Annotated in this window: 21 protein-coding genes and 2 tRNA genes; all 23 read left to right on the top strand. The window is 64.4% G+C overall.

The window, feature by feature from the left end; genetic code table 11:
* The first annotated feature begins 111 nt into the window (after positions 1–111).
* The 23 genes from tpiA to rbfA all read left to right on the top strand — a co-directional run bounded on the left by tpiA (position 112) and on the right by rbfA (position 22,352).
* Positions 112–879 carry a triose-phosphate isomerase gene (tpiA, locus tag G015_RS0105260; RefSeq protein WP_018138279.1) on the top strand — a complete coding sequence of 256 codons (768 nt, stop codon included), beginning with the start codon at positions 112–114 and terminating at the stop codon, positions 877–879.
* Positions 876–1,256 (top strand): preprotein translocase subunit SecG, encoded by a 381-nt coding sequence (gene secG, locus G015_RS0105255; RefSeq protein WP_018138278.1) that lies wholly within the window; start codon positions 876–878, stop codon positions 1,254–1,256. Before tpiA ends, secG begins: the two co-directional genes overlap by 4 nt.
* 26 nt (positions 1,257–1,282) lie before the next feature.
* Positions 1,283–1,367, top strand: a tRNA-Leu gene (locus G015_RS0105250).
* 264 nt (positions 1,368–1,631) lie between these two features.
* Entirely contained in the window at positions 1,632–1,988 is a 357-nt protein-coding gene (locus tag G015_RS0105245; RefSeq protein WP_012982121.1) for an NADH-quinone oxidoreductase subunit A, read from the top strand.
* Positions 1,979–2,455: an NADH-quinone oxidoreductase subunit B family protein gene (locus G015_RS0105240; RefSeq protein ID WP_012982122.1), complete on the top strand. Its 477-nt coding sequence runs from the start codon at positions 1,979–1,981 to the stop codon at positions 2,453–2,455. Before G015_RS0105245 ends, G015_RS0105240 begins: the two co-directional genes overlap by 10 nt.
* 17 nt (positions 2,456–2,472) lie before the next feature.
* On the top strand, positions 2,473–3,192 hold the full coding sequence (locus G015_RS0105235; RefSeq protein ID WP_018138277.1) for an NADH-quinone oxidoreductase subunit C: 720 nt from the start codon (positions 2,473–2,475) through the stop codon (positions 3,190–3,192).
* The gene (locus G015_RS0105230) at positions 3,185–4,438 is read left to right on the top strand and encodes an NADH-quinone oxidoreductase subunit D (protein WP_018138276.1); all 1,254 of its coding nucleotides are present in this window, start codon (positions 3,185–3,187) and stop codon (positions 4,436–4,438) included. The genes G015_RS0105235 and G015_RS0105230 overlap by 8 nt, the downstream gene beginning before the upstream one ends.
* Positions 4,438–4,968 carry an NAD(P)H-dependent oxidoreductase subunit E gene (nuoE, locus tag G015_RS0105225; protein WP_018138275.1) on the top strand — a complete coding sequence of 177 codons (531 nt, stop codon included), beginning with the start codon at positions 4,438–4,440 and terminating at the stop codon, positions 4,966–4,968. Before G015_RS0105230 ends, nuoE begins: the two co-directional genes overlap by 1 nt.
* 1 nt (position 4,969) lies before the next feature.
* Positions 4,970–6,250 (top strand): NADH-quinone oxidoreductase subunit NuoF, encoded by a 1,281-nt coding sequence (gene nuoF, locus G015_RS0105220; protein WP_018138274.1) that lies wholly within the window; start codon positions 4,970–4,972, stop codon positions 6,248–6,250.
* 32 nt (positions 6,251–6,282) lie between these two features.
* The gene (gene nuoG, locus G015_RS0105215; protein WP_018138273.1) at positions 6,283–8,679 is read left to right on the top strand and encodes an NADH-quinone oxidoreductase subunit NuoG; all 2,397 of its coding nucleotides are present in this window, start codon (positions 6,283–6,285) and stop codon (positions 8,677–8,679) included.
* Positions 8,680–8,692: 13 nt separating this feature from the next.
* A complete protein-coding gene (nuoH, locus tag G015_RS0105210; protein WP_018138272.1) occupies positions 8,693–9,757 on the top strand; it encodes an NADH-quinone oxidoreductase subunit NuoH in 1,065 nt (354 codons plus the stop codon).
* Positions 9,758–9,767: 10 nt separating this feature from the next.
* Positions 9,768–10,256, top strand: coding sequence for an NADH-quinone oxidoreductase subunit NuoI (nuoI, locus tag G015_RS0105205; protein WP_018138271.1), 489 nt, complete (start codon positions 9,768–9,770; stop codon positions 10,254–10,256).
* Positions 10,257–10,271: 15 nt separating this feature from the next.
* Entirely contained in the window at positions 10,272–10,925 is a 654-nt protein-coding gene (locus G015_RS0105200; RefSeq protein WP_018138270.1) for an NADH-quinone oxidoreductase subunit J, read from the top strand.
* Between the two features lie 89 nt (positions 10,926–11,014).
* A complete protein-coding gene (gene nuoK, locus G015_RS0105195) occupies positions 11,015–11,320 on the top strand; it encodes an NADH-quinone oxidoreductase subunit NuoK (protein WP_012982131.1) in 306 nt (101 codons plus the stop codon).
* A gap of 6 nt (positions 11,321–11,326) precedes the next feature.
* Positions 11,327–13,336 (top strand): NADH-quinone oxidoreductase subunit L, encoded by a 2,010-nt coding sequence (nuoL, locus tag G015_RS0105190; RefSeq protein ID WP_018174735.1) that lies wholly within the window; start codon positions 11,327–11,329, stop codon positions 13,334–13,336.
* 52 nt (positions 13,337–13,388) lie between these two features.
* Complete coding sequence (locus G015_RS0105185) at positions 13,389–14,903, top strand: NADH-quinone oxidoreductase subunit M (protein ID WP_018174736.1); 1,515 nt, start codon at positions 13,389–13,391, stop codon at positions 14,901–14,903.
* A 13-nt stretch (positions 14,904–14,916) separates the two neighbouring features.
* Positions 14,917–16,365, top strand: coding sequence for an NADH-quinone oxidoreductase subunit NuoN (gene nuoN / locus G015_RS0105180; RefSeq protein WP_018138267.1), 1,449 nt, complete (start codon positions 14,917–14,919; stop codon positions 16,363–16,365).
* A gap of 3 nt (positions 16,366–16,368) precedes the next feature.
* On the top strand, positions 16,369–16,713 hold the full coding sequence (locus G015_RS0105175) for a DUF2818 family protein (protein ID WP_020146265.1): 345 nt from the start codon (positions 16,369–16,371) through the stop codon (positions 16,711–16,713).
* A 97-nt stretch (positions 16,714–16,810) separates the two neighbouring features.
* A tRNA-Met gene (locus G015_RS0105170) sits at positions 16,811–16,887 on the top strand.
* 201 nt (positions 16,888–17,088) lie between these two features.
* A complete protein-coding gene (rimP, locus tag G015_RS0105165; RefSeq protein ID WP_026182197.1) occupies positions 17,089–17,544 on the top strand; it encodes a ribosome maturation factor RimP in 456 nt (151 codons plus the stop codon).
* Between the two features lie 59 nt (positions 17,545–17,603).
* Complete coding sequence (gene nusA / locus G015_RS0105160) at positions 17,604–19,091, top strand: transcription termination factor NusA (protein WP_018138264.1); 1,488 nt, start codon at positions 17,604–17,606, stop codon at positions 19,089–19,091.
* Between the two features lie 79 nt (positions 19,092–19,170).
* Entirely contained in the window at positions 19,171–21,909 is a 2,739-nt protein-coding gene (gene infB, locus G015_RS0105155) for a translation initiation factor IF-2 (RefSeq protein ID WP_018138263.1), read from the top strand.
* Positions 21,909–22,352: a 30S ribosome-binding factor RbfA gene (gene rbfA, locus G015_RS0105150; protein ID WP_018138262.1), complete on the top strand. Its 444-nt coding sequence runs from the start codon at positions 21,909–21,911 to the stop codon at positions 22,350–22,352. Before infB ends, rbfA begins: the two co-directional genes overlap by 1 nt.
* Positions 22,353–22,360: the final 8 nt, after the last annotated feature.

Below are 22,360 nucleotides of genomic sequence, written 5' to 3'. Positions count from 1 at the left end.
GCTCGGTTGATTTGCACCGGGTGCGCCGGTAACATCCCGCCGCTCTAATCATCATGATCGGACTCCGTGTATCCGCGCGGATCCGACCGTTCTCGCAGGAGGAAGATCCGCATGCGCAAGCCGCTGGTCGCCGGTAACTGGAAGATGAACGGTTCGCGCGAAGCGAACCGCGCCCTCCTGTCGGCCCTGAAGGGCAGTCTGGGTGACCTGCAGGGTGTCGACGTCGCGGTGTGTCCGCCCGCCGTCTACCTCGCCGAGATTGCCGAGACCCTGTCGGGTAGCGTGATCGAGGTCGGTGCGCAGGATTGCTCGGACCAGGAAAAGGGCGCGTATACCGGTGAGCTGGCCGGCTCCATGCTGGCTGAGGCGGGCTGCCGTTACGTGATCGTTGGCCACTCCGAGCGGCGCGAGCGCCAGAACGAGACCAGCGAATGGGTGGCGGCCAAGTTCATCGCCGCCCAGGCCGCTGGCCTGACGCCCATCCTGTGTGTTGGCGAGCAGAAGAGTGACCGCGAAGGCGGGCGCACCGAATCCGTGGTGGCCGAGCAGCTGGATGCGGTGCTGGATGCCGCCGGCGTCGAGACCTTCGATCGCGCCGTGATCGCCTACGAGCCCGTCTGGGCAATCGGAACCGGCCTGACCGCCACGCCCGATCAGGCGCAGGAAGTGCACGCCTTTATCCGCAACCGAGTGGCGGGCCGCGACCCGCGTGTCGCTGCGGATCTGCGTATCCTCTACGGCGGCAGCATGAAGGCGGACAACGCCGCGGGCCTGCTGGCGCTGGAAGACATCGACGGCGGGCTGATCGGTGGCGCCTCGCTGGACGCCGATGCCTTTACCGCGATCGCCCGTGCGGCGGCCGAGCGGGTCGCGGCATGATCTACGGGTTGCTCCTGGTCGTTCAGGTCTCGGTCTCGATCGCCCTGATCGCCCTCGTGTTGATGCAGCATGGCAAGGGTGCCGACGCGGGGGCGGCCTTTGGCAGTGGTGCGTCCGCGACCGTGTTCGGTGCGCGCGGGTCGGCCAATTTTCTGAGCCGCTCGACCGCGTTTCTGGCTGTTGTGTTCTTCGTGAACAGCTTGACGCTGGCCTATCTCGCCTCCTCGACGCCTCAGGCCGAAAGCCTGATGGATCAGCTCGAAGCGGAAGAGATGCGCGAGGAGGGTGATATTCCGGAAGGCATTCCCGGTACAGTACCCCGGGATGACGAATCGGATGCCCCGGCCTCCGACCGCCCGGCCGACGTACCTGAATAGGCCGGCGACCGCGGCCTCTTAGACAGGCAGATGTGGTGGAATTGGTAGACACGCTATCTTGAGGGGGTAGTGGCGAAAGCCGTGTGGGTTCGAGTCCCACCATCTGCACCATTTCGAAGGCCCCTGGCGACGTTCGAGAATCGGCGTCAGGAGTCAAACCAAAATAAAATCAGTAACTTATAAAATTACAAATACTTGACACCGTTTTCACGGTTCACCTAGACTCCGTGCCCGGTATGCGCCCTTGCCTCGTCCATCGAGGTGGCCACCAACCGGTGCATTCAACCAGCAACGCTAGAACGGCTCGCGGACGCGCCGGATCCACGCGGCACCCTGCGAACCGACCCGCCCGAGGGCGGTGTACGGGAGAGAGACATGCTGGAAGGTTATCTACCCATCCTGCTGTTCATCGCAGTGGGGATCGTGATCGGCATCGTGCCGCTGGTGGTCGGGATGGCCGTCGGGCCGCGCAAGCCCGACGCCGCGAAGAATTCGCCATACGAGTGCGGCTTTGAGGCCTTCGAGGACTCGCGGCTGAAGTTCGATGTGCGCTTCTACCTGGTCGCGATCCTCTTCATCATCTTCGATCTCGAGATCGCATTTCTCTTCCCGTGGGCGGTATCGCTGGATGCCATTGGCCTGTTCGGGCTTCTTGCGATGGCCGTGTTTTTGCTCATTCTGGTCGTCGGATTCATTTATGAGTGGAAGAAGGGGGCGCTGGAATGGGAATAGAAGGCGTTCTTGAAAAGGGCTTCGTCACCACCTCGGCTGACAAGCTCATCAACTGGGCCCGTACCGGCTCCCTGTGGCCGATGACCTTCGGGCTCGCCTGCTGTGCGGTCGAGATGATGCACGCCGGTGCCGCGCGCTATGACCTCGACCGCTTCGGGATCATCTTCCGGCCCAGCCCGCGCCAGTCCGACGTGATGATCGTCGCCGGCACGCTGGTCAACAAGATGGCGCCGGCGCTGCGCAAGGTGTACGACCAGATGCCCGAGCCGCGCTGGGTGATCTCCATGGGCTCCTGCGCCAATGGCGGCGGCTACTACCACTACTCCTATGCCGTGGTGCGCGGGTGCGACCGCATCGTGCCGGTGGATGTCTACGTGCCGGGCTGTCCGCCCACGGCCGAGGCACTGCTCTACGGCATCATCCAGCTGCAGAACAAGATCCGGCGCACGAACACCATCGCGCGCTGACGCACCCGGGGTTTCAGATGGCTGAACAAGACAACTGGATCGACGCCCTGCGGGCGGAACTGGGCGACGCCCTGGAGACGGTCACCGAGGCCTATGACGAGGTCACGGTCGATATCCGGCCGGAGTCCTGGCGCGAGGCCGCCGAGAAGCTGCGCGACGCGTTCGGCTTCGAGATGCTGATCGACCTGTGTGGAGTGGACTATCTCGAATACGGCCAGGACGAGTGGGGCACGGAGTCCGCGACCAACACGGGTTTCTCCCGCGGGGTCGAGGCGGCCACCTCCGGGCGCTTCACGTTCGACGACGCGCCGGAAGACAGCCTCTGGGACGGGCCACGCTTCACCGTGGCCGTGCAACTGCTGTCGATCCAGCACAATCGTCGCCTGCGTATGCGCGCCTGGCTGGCCGATGACGAATTCCCCGAGATCGAGTCGCTGGTGGAGGTCTGGGCCTCGGCCAACTGGTTCGAGCGCGAGGCCTTCGACCTGTTTGGGATCCTGTTCTCCGGGCACCCGGACCTGCGCCGCATCCTCACGGACTACGGCTTCGTCGGTCATCCGTTCCGCAAGGACTTCCCGCTGGTCGGTCATGTGGAGATGCGCTACGACGCCGAACAGGCGCGCGTGGTGTACCAGCCGGTGACCATCGAGCCGCGTGTGCTGGTGCCCAAGGTGATCCGCGACGACCATCGCTACAGCGAGGGCGAGAAGCCAGGCGAAGGAGCCGAGAATGCCTGAGATTCGCAACTTCACCCTGAACTTCGGGCCGCAGCATCCGTCCGCCCACGGCGTGCTGCGCCTGGTGCTGGAGATGGATGGCGAGGTCGTGCAGCGCGCCGACCCGCATATCGGCCTTCTTCACCGCGGGACCGAGAAGCTCGCCGAGAGCAAGCCGTACAACCAGTCTATCGGCTACATGGACCGCCTCGACTATGTGTCGATGATGGCCAACGAGCACGGCTACGTGCTGGCGATGGAAAAGCTGCTCCAGATCGAGGCCCCGCTGCGGGCACAGTACATCCGGGTAATGTTCGACGAGATTACCCGCATCCTGAATCACCTGATGTGGCTGGGCGCCCACGCGCTGGATATCGGCGCGATGGCGGTGTTCCTGTATGCCTTCCGCGAGCGCGAGGACCTGATGGACTGCTACGAGGCGGTCTCGGGTGCGCGCATGCACGCGACCTACTACCGTCCGGGTGGGGTCGCGCGCGACCTGCCGGGGACCATGCCGCAGTACCAGCCGTCCTCCTGGAAATCTCAGGAAGTGGTGGACGACCTGAACAAGGTTCGCCAGGGCTCGCTGCTGGACTTCATCGAGGCCTTTACCGAGCGCTTCCCGGGCTGCGTGGACGAGTACGAGACCCTCCTGACCGACAACCGTATCTGGAAACAGCGCACTGTGGGCATCGGCGTGGTCGATCCCGAACGTGCCATGCAGCTGGGCTTTACCGGCCCGATGCTGCGCGGCTCCGGCATCGAGTGGGACCTGCGCAAGAAGCAGCCCTACGAGGTCTATGACCGCCTCGACTTCGATATCCCGGTGGGCGTCAACGGCGACTGCTACGACCGCTACCTGGTGCGGATCGAGGAGATGCGCCAGTCCAACCGCATCATCCGCCAGTGTGTGGACTGGCTGCGCCAGAATCCGGGTCCGGTGCTGCTCGAGGATCACAAGATCACCCCGCCGAAGCGCGAGGAGATGAAGGCCGACATGGAGGCCCTGATCCACCACTTCAAGCTGTTCACCGAGGGGATGTGCCTGCCGGAAGGCGAGGCCTATGCCGCGGTCGAGCATCCGAAGGGCGAGTTCGGCGTGTATCTGGTCTCGGATGGTTCCAACAAGCCCTATCGCCTGAAGGTCCGTCCGCCGGGCTTTGTGCACCTGTCCGCGCTGGACGAGATGGCGCGTGGCCACATGCTGGCCGACGTGGTCGCGATCATCGGGACCCAGGACATCGTATTCGGGGAGATCGACCGCTGATGGCTGCCGAACAGAAAACCGTCGCCTTCCACAAGCCCGCCGGCAAGAAGGTGGAGCTCAGCCACCACGAGCGCGAAGAGATCGACGCCTGGGTGGCGCGCTATCCGGACGACCAGAAGCGCTCCGCGGTTCTCGGCGCCCTGCGCGCAGTGCAGCACGAGGACGGCTATCTCTCTACCGCGAAGATGGACGCCGTGGCCGAGTACCTCGGCCTGCCGGCGATCGCGGTGTACGAGGTCGGCTCGTTCTACTCGATGTACGAGCTGGAGCCGGTTGGGAAGCACACCATCATGGTGTGCAACAACATCTCCTGCATGCTGCGCGGCTCGGAACAGATCATCGAGCACCTGGAGAATCGTCTCGGCATCAAGCTCGGCGAGAGCACGCCGGACGGCAAGTTCTACCTGAAGATGGAAGAGGAGTGCCTGGCGGCCTGCTGTGGTGCCCCGATGATGCAGGTAGACCACGTCTACTACGAGAATCTCACCCCCGAGAAGGTGGACGAGATTCTTGACGGTCTGGAGAAGTAGCATGGCCAACCAGATCTGCTTTGCGACCCGCTACCTGGACGACCCTGCCTCGCTCGAGACCTACAAGAGCGTCGGCGGCTACCAGGCGCTGGAGAAGGTCTACAAGGGCAAGATGGCCCCCGAGGACGTGATCGAGGAGGTCAAGGCCTCCAACCTGCGCGGCCGCGGCGGGGCGGGCTTCCCGACCGGGCTCAAGTGGTCGTTCATGCCGCGCAACACCCCGGGCCAGAAGTACATCGTCTGCAACTCGGACGAATCCGAGCCGGGCACCTGCAAGGACCGCGAGATCCTGATGTACAACCCGCATGCCCTGATCGAGGGCATGGCGATCGCGGGCTACGCGATCGGCGCGACGGTGGGCTACAACTACATGCGCGGCGAGTTCATGGACGAGGTGAACACGCGCTTTACGGCGGCCCTGAAAGAGGCCTACGACGCCGGTTATCTCGGTAAGGACATCTTCGGTTCCGGGGTCGATTTCGATCTCCACCCGTCGCTGGGCGCCGGCGCCTACATCTGCGGCGAGGAGACGGCGCTGCTGGAGTCCCTGGAAGGCAAGAAGGGCCAGCCGCGCTTCAAGCCGCCGTTCCCGGCCAACTACGGCCTGTACGGCAAGCCGACCACGATCAACAACACCGAGTCACTGGCCTCGATCCCGGCGATCATCCGCAACGGCGGGCAGTGGTTCGCCGATCTGGGGGTGCCCAAGTCCGGTGGCGAGAAGCTGTTCTCCGTCTCCGGGCACGTGAACAAGCCCGGGAACTACGAGATCCCGCTGGGCACGCCTTTCAAGGACCTCCTGGAGATGGCCGGTGGCGTGCTCAACGGGCGCAAGCTGAAGGCCGTGATCCCCGGCGGATCGTCGGTTCCGGTGGTCCCGGGCGATGTGATGCTGAAGGCCAACATGGACTTCGACTCGATCGCCCAGGCCGGGTCCATGCTGGGCTCCGGCGCGGTGATCGTGATGGATGAGACCGCCGACATGGTCAAGGCCCTGCAGCGCATCTCGCGCTTCTACTTCTCCGAGTCCTGCGGCCAGTGCACGCCCTGCCGCGAGGGGACCGGCTGGCTCTATCGCATGCTGACCCGCATCGTGGAAGGGCAGGGCCGTCCCGAGGATCTGGAGCGCCTGGACGACGTGGCCAGCAAGATCGAGGGGCATACCATCTGCGCCCTGGGCGATGCCGCGGCGATGCCGGTGCGCAGCTTCATCAAGCACTTCCGCCACGAATTCGAATACTACATCCAGCACGGTCGGAGCCCGGTGGCAGACGCCGCCTGACGCCCCCCGCGCATCCGCAGCAGGAATCGAGCATGAGTCAGGATCAGAAGCAGGATCTGGTCAGCATCGAGATTGACGGCCGCACGATCGAGGCGCCCAAGGGCTCCATGCTGATCGACGTGGCGGACGATGCCGATATCCGCATTCCGCGGTTTTGCTACCACAAGAAGCTGTCGGTGGCGGCGAACTGCCGTATGTGCCTGGTCGAGGTGGAGAAGGCACCCAAGCCGCTGCCCGCCTGCGCGACCCCGGTCATGGACGGGATGAAGGTCTACACCCAGTCTCCACTGGCGCTGCGCGCGCAGAAGGGGACCATGGAGTTCCTGCTGATCAACCATCCACTGGACTGCCCGATCTGCGATCAGGGTGGTGAGTGCGAGCTGCAGGACGTGGCCATGGGCTACGGCGACAGTGTGTCCAAGTACACCGAAGCCAAGCGCGTGGTGAAGGACAAGGATATCGGTCCGCTGATCGAGACCGAGATGACCCGCTGCATCCATTGCACCCGCTGCGTGCGCTTTGGCGAGGAGATCGCCGGCGTGCGCGAACTGGGCGCGACCGGGCGTGGCGAGCATATGCGCATCGGCACCTACGTAGAGAAGACCGTGGCCCACGAACTGTCGGGCAACGTGATCGACCTGTGCCCGGTTGGCGCGCTGACCGCCAAGCCGTCGCGCTACACCGCGCGTGCCTGGGAGCTGTCGCAGGCCGCGACCATCGCCCCGCACGACGCGGTCGGTTCCAACCTCCACCTGCATACCCACGACGGGCGCGCAATGCGCGTGGTCCCGCGCGACAACGAGGCGGTCAACGAGACCTGGATCTCCGACCGCGACCGTTTCAGCTACACCGGCCTGTACGCCGAGGATCGCCTGACCCGCCCGCGCATGAAGGTGGACGGCCAGTGGCAGGACGTCTCCTGGGAGACCGCGCTGAGTTATGTCGTCGAGGGCCTGAAGGAGACTGCCCCCGACCGCATCGGTGCGCTGCTGTCGCCGTCGCTGTCGGTGGAAGAACACTACCTGGCGCAGAAGGTCCTGCGCGGCATGGGCGTCACCGATATCGATCATCGGCTGGACCAGGTGGATTTCTCCGACGAGGCGGCCGCGCCGCTGTTCCCGTACCTGGGCGCGGCCATTAGCGATCTGGATACGGCCGATGCCGTGCTGCTGGTGGGCTGCAATCCGCGCCGCGAACAGCCGCTGCTCGCCCATCGCCTGCGCAAGGCGGCCTCGCGCGGGGCGCGGGTCAGCCTGATCAATGACATGCTGCTGGATCTGACCTATCCGGTTCAGGCCCAGCTGGTCGGCCACGAGCGCGATCAGGTCATGGCCCTGGCGGGTGTGGCCGGGCAACTGGCCGCCGCCGGCAAGTCGCTGCCCAAGAAGCTGGAAAAGGTCGTCAAGGCCGCCGAGGCCGATGACGCCGATACGCGGGCCGCGTTCGAACACATTGCCAAGTCGCTGCTGGATGCCGAGCAGGGCCATGTCCTGCTGGGCCAGGTCGCGATCCACGGGCCGGCCTTTGCGACCCTGCGCGCCCTGGCCGGCTGGATCGCCAAGCACACCGACGCCCGTCTGGGATACCTGCCGGCCGGCGCCAGTGCCGCGGGTGCCTGGCTGGCCGGCGTGCTGCCGCACCGCGGCCCGGCCGGGGCCGAAGTCGAGGTCGCCGGCCGGAACGCGGCCGAGATGCTGGCCGAGGGTCGGGATGCCTTCGTGGTCGCCGGTATCGAACCCGGGCGTGACGGGGCCGATCCGGTTGCGCTGCGCGCCGCGCTCGAGAAAGCCGGCTTCGTGGTCGCACTGAGCGCCTATGCCAATACGGATCTGGAAGCCGTGGCCGATGTACTGCTCCCGGTTGCCACCAGCTTCGAGAACTCCGGGACCTTCGTGAACGCCGAGGGCCGTTGGCAGAGCTACCGTGCCGCGGCCCGCGCGCAGGAAGACACTCGCCCCGGCTGGAAGGTCTGGCGCGTGCTCGGGAATCTGCTGGAACAGCGCGGCATGGACTATCTCGACTCGCGCGCGGTGCGTGACGAGCTGAAGGGCCTGCTGGCGGATGCCAATTTCGATACTGCGGTCAACATGAACAAGGCGCAGATTTCCATTCCGGAGCCGGCGCAGGGCGACCTGTATCGCGTACAGGCGGCCGGGCTCTACAGCACGGATGCTCTCGTGCGCCGTGCCGAGCCACTGCAGACCAGCCCCGAGGGCCAGCTGGCCGAGTGCGTAATCGTGCATCCCGAATCCGCCGGCGGGCTTGATACCGGCTCGCGCGTGAAACTGCGTCAGGCCGGCGCCGAGACGGAGCTGACCCTGATCCTGGACGACGCCGTGCCGGTAGGCCTGGCGGTGACCTTTGCGGGCTCGACGGCCATGGGCCGGTTGGGCGCCCCGAACGCCACGGTCACGCTCGCGCGTGCCTGAGGGAACGTAAGACATGTTCGACTGGATGATGAACCTCTACAGCAGCCTGCCGACGGTGATGCAGATCCTGATCGGCATTCAGCTGATCGTGATCCCGCTGATGCTGGCCGTGGCCTACACGACCTTCGCCGAACGCAAGGTGATCGGCTATGCGCATGTGCGCGTCGGGCCGAACCGGGTCGGGCCGCGCGGCTGGCTGCAGCCGATCGCGGATGCGCTGAAGCTGCTGACCAAGGAGGTCATCCTCCCGACCAATGCCAACCGCTTCCTGTTTCTGAGTGCCCCGGTGCTGACCATCGCCCCGGCGCTGGCCGCCTGGGCGGTAATCCCGTTCTTCGATGGCGGGGCGCTGGCCAACGTCAATGCCGGGCTGCTGTACCTGCTGGCGCTGACCTCGCTCGGCGTATACGGGATCATCATCGCCGGCTGGGCCTCGAACTCGAAGTATGCGCTGCTGGGGTCGCTGCGTTCGGCCGCGCAGCTGGTCTCCTACGAAATCGCGATGGGTTTTGCCCTGGTCGGCGTGCTGATGGCTGCCGGCACGCTGAACGTGGGCGGCATCATCGAGGCGCAGTCGGGCAGCATGTACCACTGGTTCCTGCTGCCGCTGCTGCCGCTGTTCTTTGTGTATTTCATCTCCGGGATTGCCGAGACCAACCGCGCGCCGTTCGACGTGGCCGAGGGCGAATCCGAGATCGTCGCGGGTTTCCACGTCGAGTACTCGGGCATGGCGTTCGCCGTGTTCTTCCTGGCCGAATACGCGAACATGATCCTGATCTCGGCCCTGACCGCGATCCTGTTCCTCGGCGGCTGGCTGTCGCCCTTCCAGGGCATCCTGCCGCAAGCGGCCTTTGACCTGCCGGTCATCGGTGCGCTGCTGGATCATGGCATCCACTGGTTCTTGTTCAAGACGGCGGTGTTCCTGTTCGCCTTCTTGTGGTTCCGTGCCACTTTCCCGCGCTATCGCTATGACCAGATCATGCGTCTTGGCTGGAAGGTGCTGATCCCGGTGACCATCCTCTGGCTGTTTGTCGAGGGCGTGCTGGTCGCGTTCAACGTCGGCCCGTGGTTCGCCTGAGGAGTTCGTGATGAAAGCGTTCCGCCGATACCTGAAGAGTTTTCTGTTCTTTGAACTGCTGCTGGGGTTGCGCCTGACCGGGCGTTACCTGCTGAGCCGCAAGTTCACCGTGCAGTACCCGGACGAGAAGACCCCGATGTCGCCGCGTTTCCGCGGGCTGCATGCGCTGCGCCGCTACCCGAACGGCGAGGAGCGCTGCATTGCCTGCAAACTGTGCGAGGCGGTCTGCCCGGCGCTGGCGATCACGATCGACTCCGAGGAGCGCGCGGACGGCACGCGCCGCACGACGCGCTACGACATCGACCTGTTCAAGTGCATCTTCTGCGGCTTCTGCGAAGAGGCCTGTCCGGTGGATTCCATCGTCGAGACGCACATCTTCGAGTACCACTTCGAGAACCGGGGCGAGCAGATCATGACCAAGGACAAGCTCCTGGCCATTGGTGACCGCTTCGAGAAAGAGATCGCCGAGGCCCGTGCGATCGACGCCCCGTACCGGTAACGCAGGGACCGCCCCATGACCTTCGAGTTGATCCTTTTCTATCTCTTCGGCGCGATCCTGCTGGGCGGTGCCCTGGCGATGATCAGTGTGCGCAACCCGGTGCACGCGGCCCTGTTCCTGGTGCTGTGCTTTGTCGCCGCGGCCGCGATCTGGCTGCTGGCGGAGGCGGAGTTCCTCGGCATCGTGCTGGTGCTCGTCTACGTTGGCGCGGTGATGGTGCTGTTCCTGTTCGTGGTGATGATGCTCGACATCAACCTCGCCAAGCTGCGCGAGGGCTTCACCGAATACCTGCCGGTGGGCATCGTGGTCGCGGTAGCGATGGCCACCGTGCTGGTGGCCGTGATTACCCGCTACATCACGATGGATGTGCCGGAGCGCGCAGGGCCGGAATACGCCAACACCGAGGCCCTGGGCGCGATCCTCTACACCGAATACGTCTATCCGTTCGAGATTGCGGCGGTGATCCTGCTGGTGGCGATCATCGCGGCGATCTCGCTGACCATGCGCAAGCGTCCGGACAACAAGTCGATCGATCCAGGCCAGCAGATGGCGGTCTCCCGCGAGGGTCGGGTCCGCATGGTCTCCATGGCCTCCGAGAAGAAGAAGTCCCCGCGTCGTGCTGCCCAGAGCAGCGATGCGGATGGACAGCAGGACGACTCGTCGAAATAGGCAATCCGAGTAACAAGGCATTCCGGCCAGAGGTCGGGACCCGGACACCGGGGGCGGATGCCGCCCCCGAAAGAACTCAGGGCTAGAACATGATTACGCTAGAGCACTACCTGGTGCTGGCCGCGCTGTTGTTTTCGATCAGTGTGGCCGGGATCTTCCTGAACCGGAAAAACGTGATCGTTCTGTTGATGTGCATCGAGCTGATGCTGCTCGCGGTGAACATCAATTTCATTGCCTTCTCGTTCTTCCTGCAGGACCTCGCGGGCCAGGTGTTCGTGTTCTTCATCCTGACCGTCGCCGCGGCCGAGGCGGCCATCGGCCTCGCCATCCTGGTGTTGCTGTTCCGGAATCGCGGAACCATCAACGTCCAGGACCTGGACGCAATGAAGGGATAACGGGCCATGGATACGATCTATCTACTTATCGTCCTGGCGCCGCTGTTCGGCGCGATCATCGCCGGCCTGTTCGGGCGTCAGATCGGCCGCACCGGGGCGCACAGCGTCACCATCCTCGGGGTGTCGATCTCGTTCATCCTGTCGGTGGTGGTCTTCTGGGCCCACGTGTTCGGTGACGCCGGGGTCTACAACGAAACCGTCTACACCTGGATGGTCTCCGACGGCATCCAGTTCGAGGTCGGGTTCCTGGTCGACAACCTGACCGCGATGATGATGCTGGTCGTCACCTTCGTCTCGCTGATGGTGCACATCTACACCATCGGCTACATGAAGGACGATCCGGGCTACCAGCGCTTCTTCGCCTACATCTCGCTGTTCACCTTCTCGATGCTGATGCTGGTGATGGCGAACAACTTCATGCAGCTGTTCTTTGGCTGGGAGGCCGTGGGCCTGGTCTCCTACCTGCTGATCGGCTTCTGGTACAAGCGGCCGACCGCGATCTACGCGAACATGAAGGCGTTCATCGTCAACCGGGTGGGGGACTTCGGGTTCCTGATCGGGATCGCCGCGCTGGTGTTCTACACCGGCAGCCTGAACTACGCCGATGTGTTCGCCGAAGGTCAGTCGATGAGCGAGGCGACCATCACCATCTGGCCGGGCTGGACCTTCGGCCTGCTGGATCTGGCGCTGATCTTCCTGTTCATCGGTGCGATGGGTAAATCCGCCCAGGTGCCGCTGCATGTCTGGCTGCCGGACTCGATGGAAGGCCCGACCCCGATCTCCGCGCTGATCCACGCGGCGACCATGGTGACCGCGGGTATTTTCATGGTGGCGCGCATGTCGCCGCTGTACGAGTTCTCCGTCCCGGCGCTGTCGTTCATCCTGATCATCGGGGCGATCACCGCGTTCTTCATGGGCCTGATCGGGCTCGTCCAGAACGACATCAAGCGGGTGGTGGCGTATTCGACGCTGTCGCAGCTGGGCTACATGACCGTGGCGCTGGGCGCCTCCGCCTACGCCGCCGGCCTGTTCCACCTGATGACGCATGCCTTCTTCAAGGCGCTGCTGTTCCTGGCCGCGGGCTCGGTGATCATCGCGATGCACCACCTGCAGGACATGCGCGCGATGGGTGGGCTGCGCCGGCACATGCCGATCACCTACGTGACCGCGCTGATCGGCTCGCTGGCGCTGATCGGGTTCCCGTTCTTCTCCGGGTTCTTCTCCAAGGACGCGATCATCGAGGCGGTCGGCTACTCGCAGATCCCGGGGGCGACGTTTGCCTACTGGCTGGTGCTGGCCGGGGTGTTCGTGACCGCGTTGTACACCTTCCGCATGTTCTTCATGGTGTTCCATGGCGAGGAGCGCTATGACCAGGCGCACAAGTACATGCCCGACCATGGCGATGACCACGACGACGAACACGGCGATGATCATCACCATGGCCCGCTGCAGCCGAAGGAATCGCCGTGGGTAGTCACTCTGCCGCTGGTCCTGCTGGCGATCCCGTCGGTGGTGGCCGGCTACTTCATCGGCCCGATGCTGTTCGGCGACTTCTTTGCCGACAGCCTGTTCGTGCTGCCGGAGCAGGACGTGCTGGCGACCAAGGGCGAGACCTACACCGGCGTGATCGGCTTTGTGCTGCATGGGCTGATGCTGCCCGCGTTCTGGCTCGCGATGGCGGGTCTGGGCACGGCCTGGTACCTGTACATGAAGCGGCCCGAGCTGCCGAGCGTGATCGCCGAACGGCTGAAGCTGGGCGTGCGCATCCTCGAGGACAAGTACGGCTTCGACCGCTTCAATGACTGGTTCTTCGCCGGCGGCAGCGTCCGCCTGGGGCGTGCGCTGTGGCGCTACGGTGATGCTCTGATCATCGACGGGCTGCTGGTCAATGGTACCGCGCGCTCGGTCGGCTGGATTTCGGCGCGCATCCGCCACATGCAGTCCGGCTTCCTCTACCACTACGCGTTCGTGATGATCATCGGCCTGCTGGTCCTGATGTTCGCCTTCGTGATCTGAGCGGCTTCGACACCCATGCGCTCGAAGCCCATCGCTGTTTCAAGGAACGACCATGTTTGCTGACTGGCCTATCTTGAGTCTGTTGATCTGGCTGCCGATTCTCGGCGGCTTCCTGGTGCTTGCCGCCGGGCGCGACGCGCCCCATGTGGCGCGGCGGCTCGGGCTCGCGGTGGCCGTGGCGACCTTTGTGGCCAGTTTGCCGCTGTGGTTCACGTTCGAGCGTGGCACCGCGGACATGCAGTTCCAGGAACTGGCCTCGTGGATCCCGGCGTTCAACGTGAACTACCACCTCGGGGTGGACGGCATCTCCATGCCGTTGATTCTGCTGACCACACTGATCACCGTGATCGTGATCGTTGCGGCCTGGGAGTCGGTGAAGGACCGGATCGCCTACTACATGTCGGCCATGCTGGTGATGGAAGGCCTGATGATCGGCATGTTCGCGGCGATGGATGCGGTGTTGTTCTACGTGTTCTTCGAGGCGATGCTGATCCCGATGTTCCTGGTGATCGGGATCTGGGGCGGGCCGCGGCGCGTCTATGCGACCATCAAGTTCTTCCTCTATACCTTCCTGGGCTCGGTGTTCATGCTGGTTGCGCTGATCTGGATGTACATCCAGTCCGGCAGCTTCCTGATCCAGGACTTCCATGCCCTGCAGATCGGCATGACCGCGCAGATACTGATCTTCCTCGCGTTCTTTATGGCGTTCGCGGTGAAGATCCCGATGTTCCCGGTGCATACCTGGCTGCCGGATGCGCATGTGGAAGCGCCCACCGGCGGCTCGGTGATCCTGGCGGCGATCATGCTGAAGATTGGGGGCTACGGCTTCCTGCGCTTCTCGTTGCCGATCACGCCGGATGCCTCGGCGGTGCTGGATACGCTGATGATCGTGCTGTCGCTGATCGCGATCGTCTACATCGGCCTGGTGGCGCTGATTCAGAGCGACATGAAGAAGCTGATCGCCTATTCGTCGATCGCGCACATGGGCTTTGTGACCCTGGGCTTCTTCCTCGCCTTCTACATCTACCGCAACACCGGTGACTGGGAAGGGGCCTCGCTGGGTATTGCCGGCGGCATGGTGCAGATGATCTCGCACGGCTTTATCTCCGCGGCGATGTTCCTCGCGGTGGGCGTTCTGTACGACCGTCTGCACAGCCGACAGATCTCGGACTACGGCGGTGTGGTGAACACCATGCCCTGGTTCGCCGCGTTCTTCGTGCTGTTCGCGATGGCCAATACCGGCCTGCCGGGTACGTCCGGGTTCGTGGGCGAGTTCATGGTCATCCTGGCCGCATTCAAGGCGGACTTCTGGATTGCCTTCCTCGCTGCGACCACGCTGATCCTGGCCGCCGGCTATACCCTGTGGCTGGTCAAGCGCGTGATCTTTGGCGCGGTGGCCAACGACAACGTGGCCGGTCTCTCCGACATGAACCGCCGCGAGTTCTTCCTGATGGGCGTGCTGGCCTTCTTCACCCTGCTGCTGGGTGTGTGGCCGGCGCCGCTGCTGGATGTGATGAACGCGACCATCGACCACCTCGTGGCGCATATCGCGCACTCGAAGCTCTGAACGGACGCCTGACATGACTTTCGAGATCCCCAACTTCCTCCCCGCCGTGCCCGAGATGTTCGTGCTCGGGATGGCGTGCCTGATCCTGGTGATCGACGCGTTCCTGCCGGATTCGCGGCGCGACATCACCTACGGCCTGGTGCAGGCGACCCTGGTCGCGGCTGCCGGCCTGACCCTGTGGATGATGGGTCCGGAGACGGTGCTGACCTTCTCGGATACCTTCGTGAAGGACCCGATGGCGGACGTCCTGAAAGTCGCGGTCTACGTGACCAGCTTCCTGGTGTTCCTGTATGCGCGTCCGTACCTGATGGAGCGCGGGATCCACAAGGGCGAGTTCTACATCCTGGGCCTGTTCGCGGTGCTCGGGATGATGATCATGATCTCCGGGCACAACCTGCTGACGCTGTACCTGGGGCTGGAGCTGCTGTCGCTGTCGTCCTATGCACTGGTCGCGTTCTGGCGCGACAACACCCGCGCGACCGAGGCGGCGATGAAGTACTTCGTGCTGGGCGCGCTGGCCTCCGGTCTGCTGCTTTACGGTATGTCGATGATCTACGGCATGACCGGCTCGCTGGATATCGCGGTCATTGCCGCTGAGCTGACGGCAGCGGACGAGAGCCTGAACATCCCGCTGGTCTTCGGTCTGGTGTTCCTGGTGGTCGCGATCGCGTTCAAGCTGGGGGCGGTGCCGTTCCACATGTGGGTGCCGGATGTCTACGACGGTGCCCCGACCGCGGTGACGCTGTTCATCGCCACGGCGCCGAAGATCGCCGCGTTCGCCTTCCTGATGCGCCTGCTGGTGGAGGGCATGGGCCCGATGCATGCCGACTGGCAGGGCATGTTCGTGATCCTGGCCGTGCTGTCGCTGGCGGTGGGCAACGTGATCGCGATCGCGCAGACCAGCATCAAGCGCATGCTGGCCTACTCGACCATCGCCCATGTCGGCTTCGTGTTCATGGGCATCCTGGCCGGGACTGACAGCGGCTACGCCTCGGCGATGTTCTATGTGATCGTCTATGCGATCACCGCGGCCGGTGGCTTCGGCATGATCGTGTTCCTGTCGCGCAAGGGCTATGAGGCGGACCAGATCGATGACTTCAAGGGCCTGGCCAAGCGCAACCCGTGGTTCGCGTTCATCATGCTGCTGCTGCTGTTTTCGATGGCCGGGGTGCCGCCGACAGTCGGCTTCTACGCCAAGCTGGCGGTGATCCAGGCCGCGGTGGGCGCGGATCTGGTCTGGCTGGCGATTGTCGCCGTGATCTTCTCGATCATTGGGGCCTTCTACTACCTGCGCGTGGTCAAGATGATGTTCTTCGACGACCCCCGCGAAGACGCGCAAGAGCCGGTGCAGCCTTCGGGGGCGCTGGCCACCGCGCTCAGCATTAACGGATTGGCGGTACTGCTTCTTGGAATTTTTCCGGGGCTGCTGTTGTCTGTCACCCACTACGCAATCATGGGCTAAGTCGTGACACAGTGGATTCCATTTGAAGTTCTGGTCTGGGGTTTTGTCGTCGTTGCCTTTATTTCGGCAAACCTGCCCTGGCTGACCGAACGCATCGGCCTGATGGTCCTGCCGGCCAGTGGTGTGAAGGGCCCCTGGGCCCGTATCTTCGAATGGGTCGGGCTTTATCTGCTGGTGGGACTGATCGGCAAGGGCCTGGAGTTTCAGGCGACTGGAGGCATCCACACGCAGGGTTGGGAGTTCTACGTGATCACCCTGTCGTTGTTCGCGGTGTTCGCGCTGCCCGGATACATCTGGCGCTACGATCTCCGGCAGCATCTGCGGACTCGCGCGCACCGTTCGCGGTAAGGGGTACGGCCGGGTGCGAGGGGGCTTGGAATCAGGAAAAATCTCGCGCTTTTCCTTGCAGCCCCCAACCCGCTTTGTTATAGTTTCGCGTCTCGGATGCGGGGTGGAGCAGTCTGGCAGCTCGTCGGGCTCATAACCCGAAGGTCGCAGGTTCAAATCCTGCCCCCGCTACCATTTTTCAGAGAGGCCCCATATGGGGCCTTTTTGTTAGGCAGGTCCGTTGTGGCGGTCTTGCCGGGCTGCGCTCCCGCGCGCCAAGCAGTCAGTCTGACTGGCTGCGCTCATCGCTGAGGTGTTCGAGGGGCGTTTATCGCCCTTTTTTTGTTTCCGGGCCCTGGAAAGGGCCGGTTCGTGAATCGTTCCGAGTGGAGTCAGGTGGCGGAAAAGCCCGAACAATTGAAGGCGCTGCTGGCCCCGGTGGTCGAGGGGCAGGGGTTTGTGTTCTGGGGGTTGGAGTACCACCCCGGTTCCAAGCCCGTGATGCTGCGCATCTACATCGACAGCCCCGAGGGGGTCACGGTGGATGACTGCGCGCTGGTGAGCGACCAGGCCGGTGCCGTGCTCGAGGTGGAACAGGCGCTGCGCGGCAACTACACCCTGGAGGTCTCCAGTCCGGGTATCGAGCGGCCGCTGTTCACGCCCGACCAGTACCGGGGATATATCGGACACCCGGTGAAGGTGCGGTTGAGTTGGCCGGAGCACGGGCGGCGGAATTACCGCGGCACGCTGATCGGCGTGGACGAGGAAATGATCGAAGTCGAGGTCGACGGCACGGGCTACGAACTGCCGTTGAACGCTATCCACAATGCGCGGGTCCTGGAACAGCTGTAGACCGGCGCGCGGTTTTTGTTGAATCGGCGGGTAACCGCCGAGGTGCGGAGAGACAAGAGATGAACAAGGAGATCCTGCTGGTCGCGGATGCCGTGGCGAACGAGAAGGGTGTCGACAAAGACATTATTTTCGATGCCCTGGAATCGGCATTGGCCATGGCGACCCGCAAGTATCACGGTGGCAAAATGGACGTGCGCGTGAGCATCGACCGTGAGGAAGGTGACTACGACGCGTTCCGTCGCTGGACCGTGGTCGATGACGAGGACCCCGAGTTCGAATCACCGGAGTACCAGATCCTCCTTTCGTATGCGCAGCAGAAGAACCCCGATGCGCAGGTCGGTGACGTGATCGAGGAGCCGGTGGAGGCCGTGGATTTCGGCCGTATCGCCGCGCAGACCGCGAAGCAGGTGATCGTGCAAAAGGTGCGCGAGGCCGAGCGCGCCAAGGTGGTCGAGGAGTACCAGGACCGCGTGGGTACGCTGGTAATGGGTATCGTCAAGCGCACCGACCGCAACGGCACTTACGTCGATCTCGGCAACAACGCCGAGGCCCTGATCCCGCGCGAACACATGATTCCGCGCGAGACCGTGCGCACCAATGACCGCCTGCGCGGCTATCTCAAGGAGATCCGTCCCGACGCGCGCGGGCCGCAGTTGATCCTGAGCCGGAGCGCGCCGGAGTTCCTGATCGAGCTGTTCAAGCTTGAGGTGCCGGAGGTTGGGCAGGAGATCATCGACATCATGGGCGCGGCGCGTGACCCGGGCCAGCGTGCGAAGATCGCCGTGCGCTCCAACGACCCGCGTCTGGATCCGGTCGGCGCCTGCGTCGGCATGCGCGGTTCGCGTGTGCAGTCGGTGTCCAACGAGTTGGCCGGCGAGCGCATCGACATCATCGTCTGGGACGAGAATCCGGCTCAGTTCGTGATCAACGCGATGTCCCCGGCCGAGGTCCTGTCGATCGTGGTGGACGAGGACAAGCAGTCGATGGACATTGCGGTCGAAGAAGACAAACTCTCCCTGGCCATCGGCCGTGGCGGACAGAATATCCGCCTGGCCTCCCAGCTGACTGGCTGGGAGCTGAACGTAATGACCGAGGAGCAGGCGGCCGAGAAGAGCGAGGCCGAGGCCCAGCAGCTAGTGACCTTCTTTATGGAGGCGCTGGATGTGGATGAGGAAGTGGCCGGCATCCTGGTGCAGGAGGGCTTCAGCACGCTGGACGAGGTGGCGTATGTCGACGAGGCCGAACTGCTGGCGATCGAGGAGTTCGACGAGGACATCGTGGGCGAGCTGCGCAGCCGCGCCAGCGACGCCCTGCTGACCCGAGCGATCGCGGGCGGCGAGAACTACCAGCCCGCGCAGGACCTGCTGAACATGGACGGCATGACCCAGGGCGTGGCCAACAAGCTGGCCTCGCATGGTGTCTGCACCATGGAGGACCTCGCGGAGCAGGCAGCCGACGACGTGGTCGAAATGACCGGATTGAGCACGGAAGAGGCGTCCGAGCTGATTATGACGGCGCGCGCCCCGTGGTTTGAAACCGGGGAATAACCCCGGACGAAGAATCGCGAAGCCCGTGTGACAGGCCGTCGGCTGGCCTGAAAAGAATATGGAATGGAGGTAAGGCGCCATGGCGCAAATGACAGTGCAGCAATTCGCGGAATCGGTTGGGAAGCCGGTAGACCGCCTCATGGAGCAGCTCAAGGAGGCGGGCGTCGAGGTGGATGGCCCGGAAGCGGCCATCACCGATGCCGAGAAGCGCAAGCTGCTCGATCACCTCCGGCAGTCGCACGGGGAGAGTGAGGGTGGCCGCGTGACGCTCAAACGGCGCGCCCAGGCCCAGACCCTGAAGGTGAGCTCCGGGCCCGGACGCTCCAAGACGGTCAATGTTGAGGTGCGAAAGAAGCGCACGATCAAGCGCAAGCCAGCCGAGGAGCCCGTCGAGGCCCCGACCGAAGCCCCGGTCGAGGTCGAAGCTGTGCCGACCCCGGAGCCGACCGCCGAACCGACCCCGACTCCGAAGGAAGTCCCGGCTGAGCCGGTGGCCGAGGAGCCCAAGCCGGAGGAAGTCGAGGTCGAGGAGCCCGCCGCCCCTGAAGTCGAGGCTGCTGCGGAAGAACCGGTTGAGGCTGAGGCCAGCGAAGAGGCCGAAGCACCGGAACCCGAGGCTGAGCCCGAACCCGAACCCGAGCCGACCCCGGCTAAGCCGAAGCGCCCGCTGAGCCGGACCGAACAGCTTGCCTTGCAGGTCGAGGCCGAACGCGATGCCCAGCGCAAGGCGCTGGAGGCGCGCAAGCAGGAAGAGGTCGAGCGTGGCGAACGCCAGAAGCGCCGCCAGAAGGAGCTGGAGGCTCAGGAGGCCAAGCGCGAGAAAGAAGAACAGGCACGCCTCGAGCGCGAGGCGGCCCAGCGTCAGGCCACCGCCGAGGCCGAAGCCGGCAAGACCGCGGCCGGCGCCGGCAAGGGTCGCAAGACGCGCAAGGACGACCGCAAAGAGCTGCATGTCGCTGGGGATCGTCGTGGTCGGCGCAAGAAGGGCGAGGGCCGCAAGGCGCAGTCCGCCGCCGCGCAGGCCGTTGCGAGCAAGCATGGTTTTGCCAAGCCGACCGCGCCGGTTGTCCGCGAGGTCGAGGTGCCGGAGACGATCACGGTCTCCGAACTGGCCCAGGCGATGGCGATCAAGGCGCCACAGCTGATCAAGGCCCTGATGGGTATGGGCGTGATGGCGACCATCAACCAGTCCATTGACCAGGACACTGCGATGCTGGTGGTCGAGGAGATGGGCCACACGCCGGTCGCGGCGAAGGAGACCTCGGTCGAGGACGAGATCGACACCGGTCTGGAGCAGACGGCGGAGGCCAAGGCGCGCCCGCCGGTCGTCACCGTGATGGGTCACGTCGACCACGGCAAGACGTCTTTGCTGGACTACATCCGGAAGGAGAAGGTCGCCTCGGGCGAGGCTGGGGGTATTACCCAGCACATCGGTGCCTACCACGTGGACAATGGCCACGACGGCGTGACCTTCCTGGATACCCCGGGGCATGCCGCGTTTACCGCGATGCGTGCCCGTGGCGCGCAATCCACCGACATCGTGATCCTGGTAGTGGCAGCGGATGACGGCGTAATGCCGCAGACGCTCGAGGCGATCCAGCACGCGAAGGCGGCGGGCGTCCCGATCGTGGTCGCGGTGAACAAGATCGACAAGCCGGAGGCCGAACCCGAGCGCGTGATGAACGATCTCGCCCAGCACGAAGTGATCCCCGAGGCCTGGGGTGGCGATACGCAGTTCATCAACGTCTCGGCGCATACCGGCGAGGGCATCGACCAGCTGCTGGAGGCCCTGGGCCTGCAGGCCGAGGTGATGGAACTGAAGGCCCCGGCCGAGGGCCCTGCGCGGGGCGTGGTGATCGAGTCGCGCCTGGACAAGGGGCGTGGCCCGGTGGCGACCATCCTGGTCCAGTCCGGCAAGCTGAAGCATGGCGATATCCTGCTCTCGGGCAAGGAATACGGTCGCGTGCGGGCAATGTTCGACGACACCGGAAAGTCGGTGAAGGAGATCGGTCCGTCCATGCCGGTCGAGGTCCTGGGTCTGTCCGGTGTGCCGGAGGCCGGGGACGAGGTTCTGGTGGTTGCGGACGACAAGACCGCCCGCGAGGTCGCCGAGCACCGCGACGCCAAACAGCGCGAACGCAAGCTGGCCGCGCAGCAGGCAGCCAAGCTGGAGAACATCTTCAACCAGATGCAGGAAGGCGAGATCGCGACCGTGAACATCCTGATCAAGGCGGATGTTCAGGGCTCGGCCGAGGCCCTGCGAGAGTCGCTGATCAAGCTGTCCACCGACGAGGTGCGCGTGAAGGTGGTCTCCGCCGGTGTCGGCGGGATCTCCGAGTCCGACCTCAACCTGGCGATGGCCTCCGAGGCGATCGTGATCGCGTTCAACGTGCGTGCCGATGCGGGCGCCAAGCGCCTGGCCGCCGAGAACGAGATCGACGTGCGTTATTACTCGGTGATCTACGAGGCGATCGACGACGTGAAGCAGGCGCTGTCGGGTCTGCTGTCGGCCGAGATCCGCGAAGAGGTCGTGGGCCTCGCCGAGGTGCGCGATGTGTTCAAGGCCTCCGGCTTTGGCCAGGTCGCCGGCTGTCTCGTGGTCGAGGGTGCGGTCAAGCGGGGCAACCCGATCCGCGTGCTGCGCGACAACGTGGTGATCTACGAAGGCGAACTCGAGAGCCTGCGTCGCTTCAAGGATGACGTGAACGAGGTCAAGGCCGGTACCGAGTGCGGTATCGCGGTGAAGAACTACAACGACGTGAAGGCCGGTGACCAGATCGAGGTCTTCCAGCGCGTCGAGGTGGCTCGGAGCCTCTGATGCCCGGGAATCGCGACTTCCATCGTTCCGATCGGGTCGGTGACCAGATCCAGCGCGAGCTGGCGGAACTGATCCGTCTGGAGGTCAAGGACCCGCGCGTGGGGATGATTACGCTGGCGGATGTCGAGGTCTCGCGGGATCTCGCCCATGCCAAGGTGTTCTTTACCCAGCTGGGTGGCGAGGAGAAAGGCCGCGAGGCACAGCAGGGACTGAATCACGCGGCAGGATTCCTGCGCCGTGCGCTCGGTCAGCGGATGCGGCTGCGTAGCGTGCCCCAGTTGCGGTTTGTCTACGACGACACGCCGGAGCGCGGGGCTCGTATGTCTTCTCTGATCGATCAGGCCCTGGCCGAGGATCGCGCGCATCATGCCGATTCGGATGGGGGCGACAGCGGTGACAATGGTGGGTCCGAGGACCCGAAGGACCCGGGCCGCGAGGCCTGATCCCGGCC

It is taken from the genome of Thioalkalivibrio sp. ALJ15, from assembly GCF_000383695.1.
In the GTDB taxonomy this organism is placed as follows: Bacteria; Pseudomonadota; Gammaproteobacteria; order Ectothiorhodospirales; family Ectothiorhodospiraceae; genus Thioalkalivibrio.
This window is presented reverse-complemented; position numbering and strand designations above follow the sequence as displayed.

Excerpts from the sequence above, each read along its gene's own strand:
- nuoK (WP_012982131.1), top strand. The coding sequence starts at position 11,015 with ATGATTACGCTAGAGCACTACCTGGTGCTGGCCGCGCTGTTGTTTTCG.
- nuoI (WP_018138271.1), top strand. The coding sequence starts at position 9,768 with ATGAAAGCGTTCCGCCGATACCTGAAGAGTTTTCTGTTCTTTGAACTG.
- secG (WP_018138278.1), top strand. The coding sequence starts at position 876 with ATGATCTACGGGTTGCTCCTGGTCGTTCAGGTCTCGGTCTCGATCGCC.
- G015_RS0105235 (WP_018138277.1), top strand. The coding sequence starts at position 2,473 with ATGGCTGAACAAGACAACTGGATCGACGCCCTGCGGGCGGAACTGGGC.
- G015_RS0105185 (WP_018174736.1), top strand. The coding sequence starts at position 13,389 with ATGTTTGCTGACTGGCCTATCTTGAGTCTGTTGATCTGGCTGCCGATT.
- G015_RS0105200 (WP_018138270.1), top strand. The coding sequence starts at position 10,272 with ATGACCTTCGAGTTGATCCTTTTCTATCTCTTCGGCGCGATCCTGCTG.
- G015_RS0105245 (WP_012982121.1), top strand. The coding sequence starts at position 1,632 with ATGCTGGAAGGTTATCTACCCATCCTGCTGTTCATCGCAGTGGGGATC.
- infB (WP_018138263.1), top strand. The coding sequence starts at position 19,171 with ATGGCGCAAATGACAGTGCAGCAATTCGCGGAATCGGTTGGGAAGCCG.
- tpiA (WP_018138279.1), top strand. The coding sequence starts at position 112 with ATGCGCAAGCCGCTGGTCGCCGGTAACTGGAAGATGAACGGTTCGCGC.
- nuoN (WP_018138267.1), top strand. The coding sequence starts at position 14,917 with ATGACTTTCGAGATCCCCAACTTCCTCCCCGCCGTGCCCGAGATGTTC.
- nuoF (WP_018138274.1), top strand. The coding sequence starts at position 4,970 with ATGGCCAACCAGATCTGCTTTGCGACCCGCTACCTGGACGACCCTGCC.
- nuoL (WP_018174735.1), top strand. The coding sequence starts at position 11,327 with ATGGATACGATCTATCTACTTATCGTCCTGGCGCCGCTGTTCGGCGCG.
- rbfA (WP_018138262.1), top strand. The coding sequence starts at position 21,909 with ATGCCCGGGAATCGCGACTTCCATCGTTCCGATCGGGTCGGTGACCAG.
- nuoH (WP_018138272.1), top strand. The coding sequence starts at position 8,693 with ATGTTCGACTGGATGATGAACCTCTACAGCAGCCTGCCGACGGTGATG.
- G015_RS0105240 (WP_012982122.1), top strand. The coding sequence starts at position 1,979 with ATGGGAATAGAAGGCGTTCTTGAAAAGGGCTTCGTCACCACCTCGGCT.
- nusA (WP_018138264.1), top strand. The coding sequence starts at position 17,604 with ATGAACAAGGAGATCCTGCTGGTCGCGGATGCCGTGGCGAACGAGAAG.
- nuoG (WP_018138273.1), top strand. The coding sequence starts at position 6,283 with ATGAGTCAGGATCAGAAGCAGGATCTGGTCAGCATCGAGATTGACGGC.
- nuoE (WP_018138275.1), top strand. The coding sequence starts at position 4,438 with ATGGCTGCCGAACAGAAAACCGTCGCCTTCCACAAGCCCGCCGGCAAG.
- G015_RS0105230 (WP_018138276.1), top strand. The coding sequence starts at position 3,185 with ATGCCTGAGATTCGCAACTTCACCCTGAACTTCGGGCCGCAGCATCCG.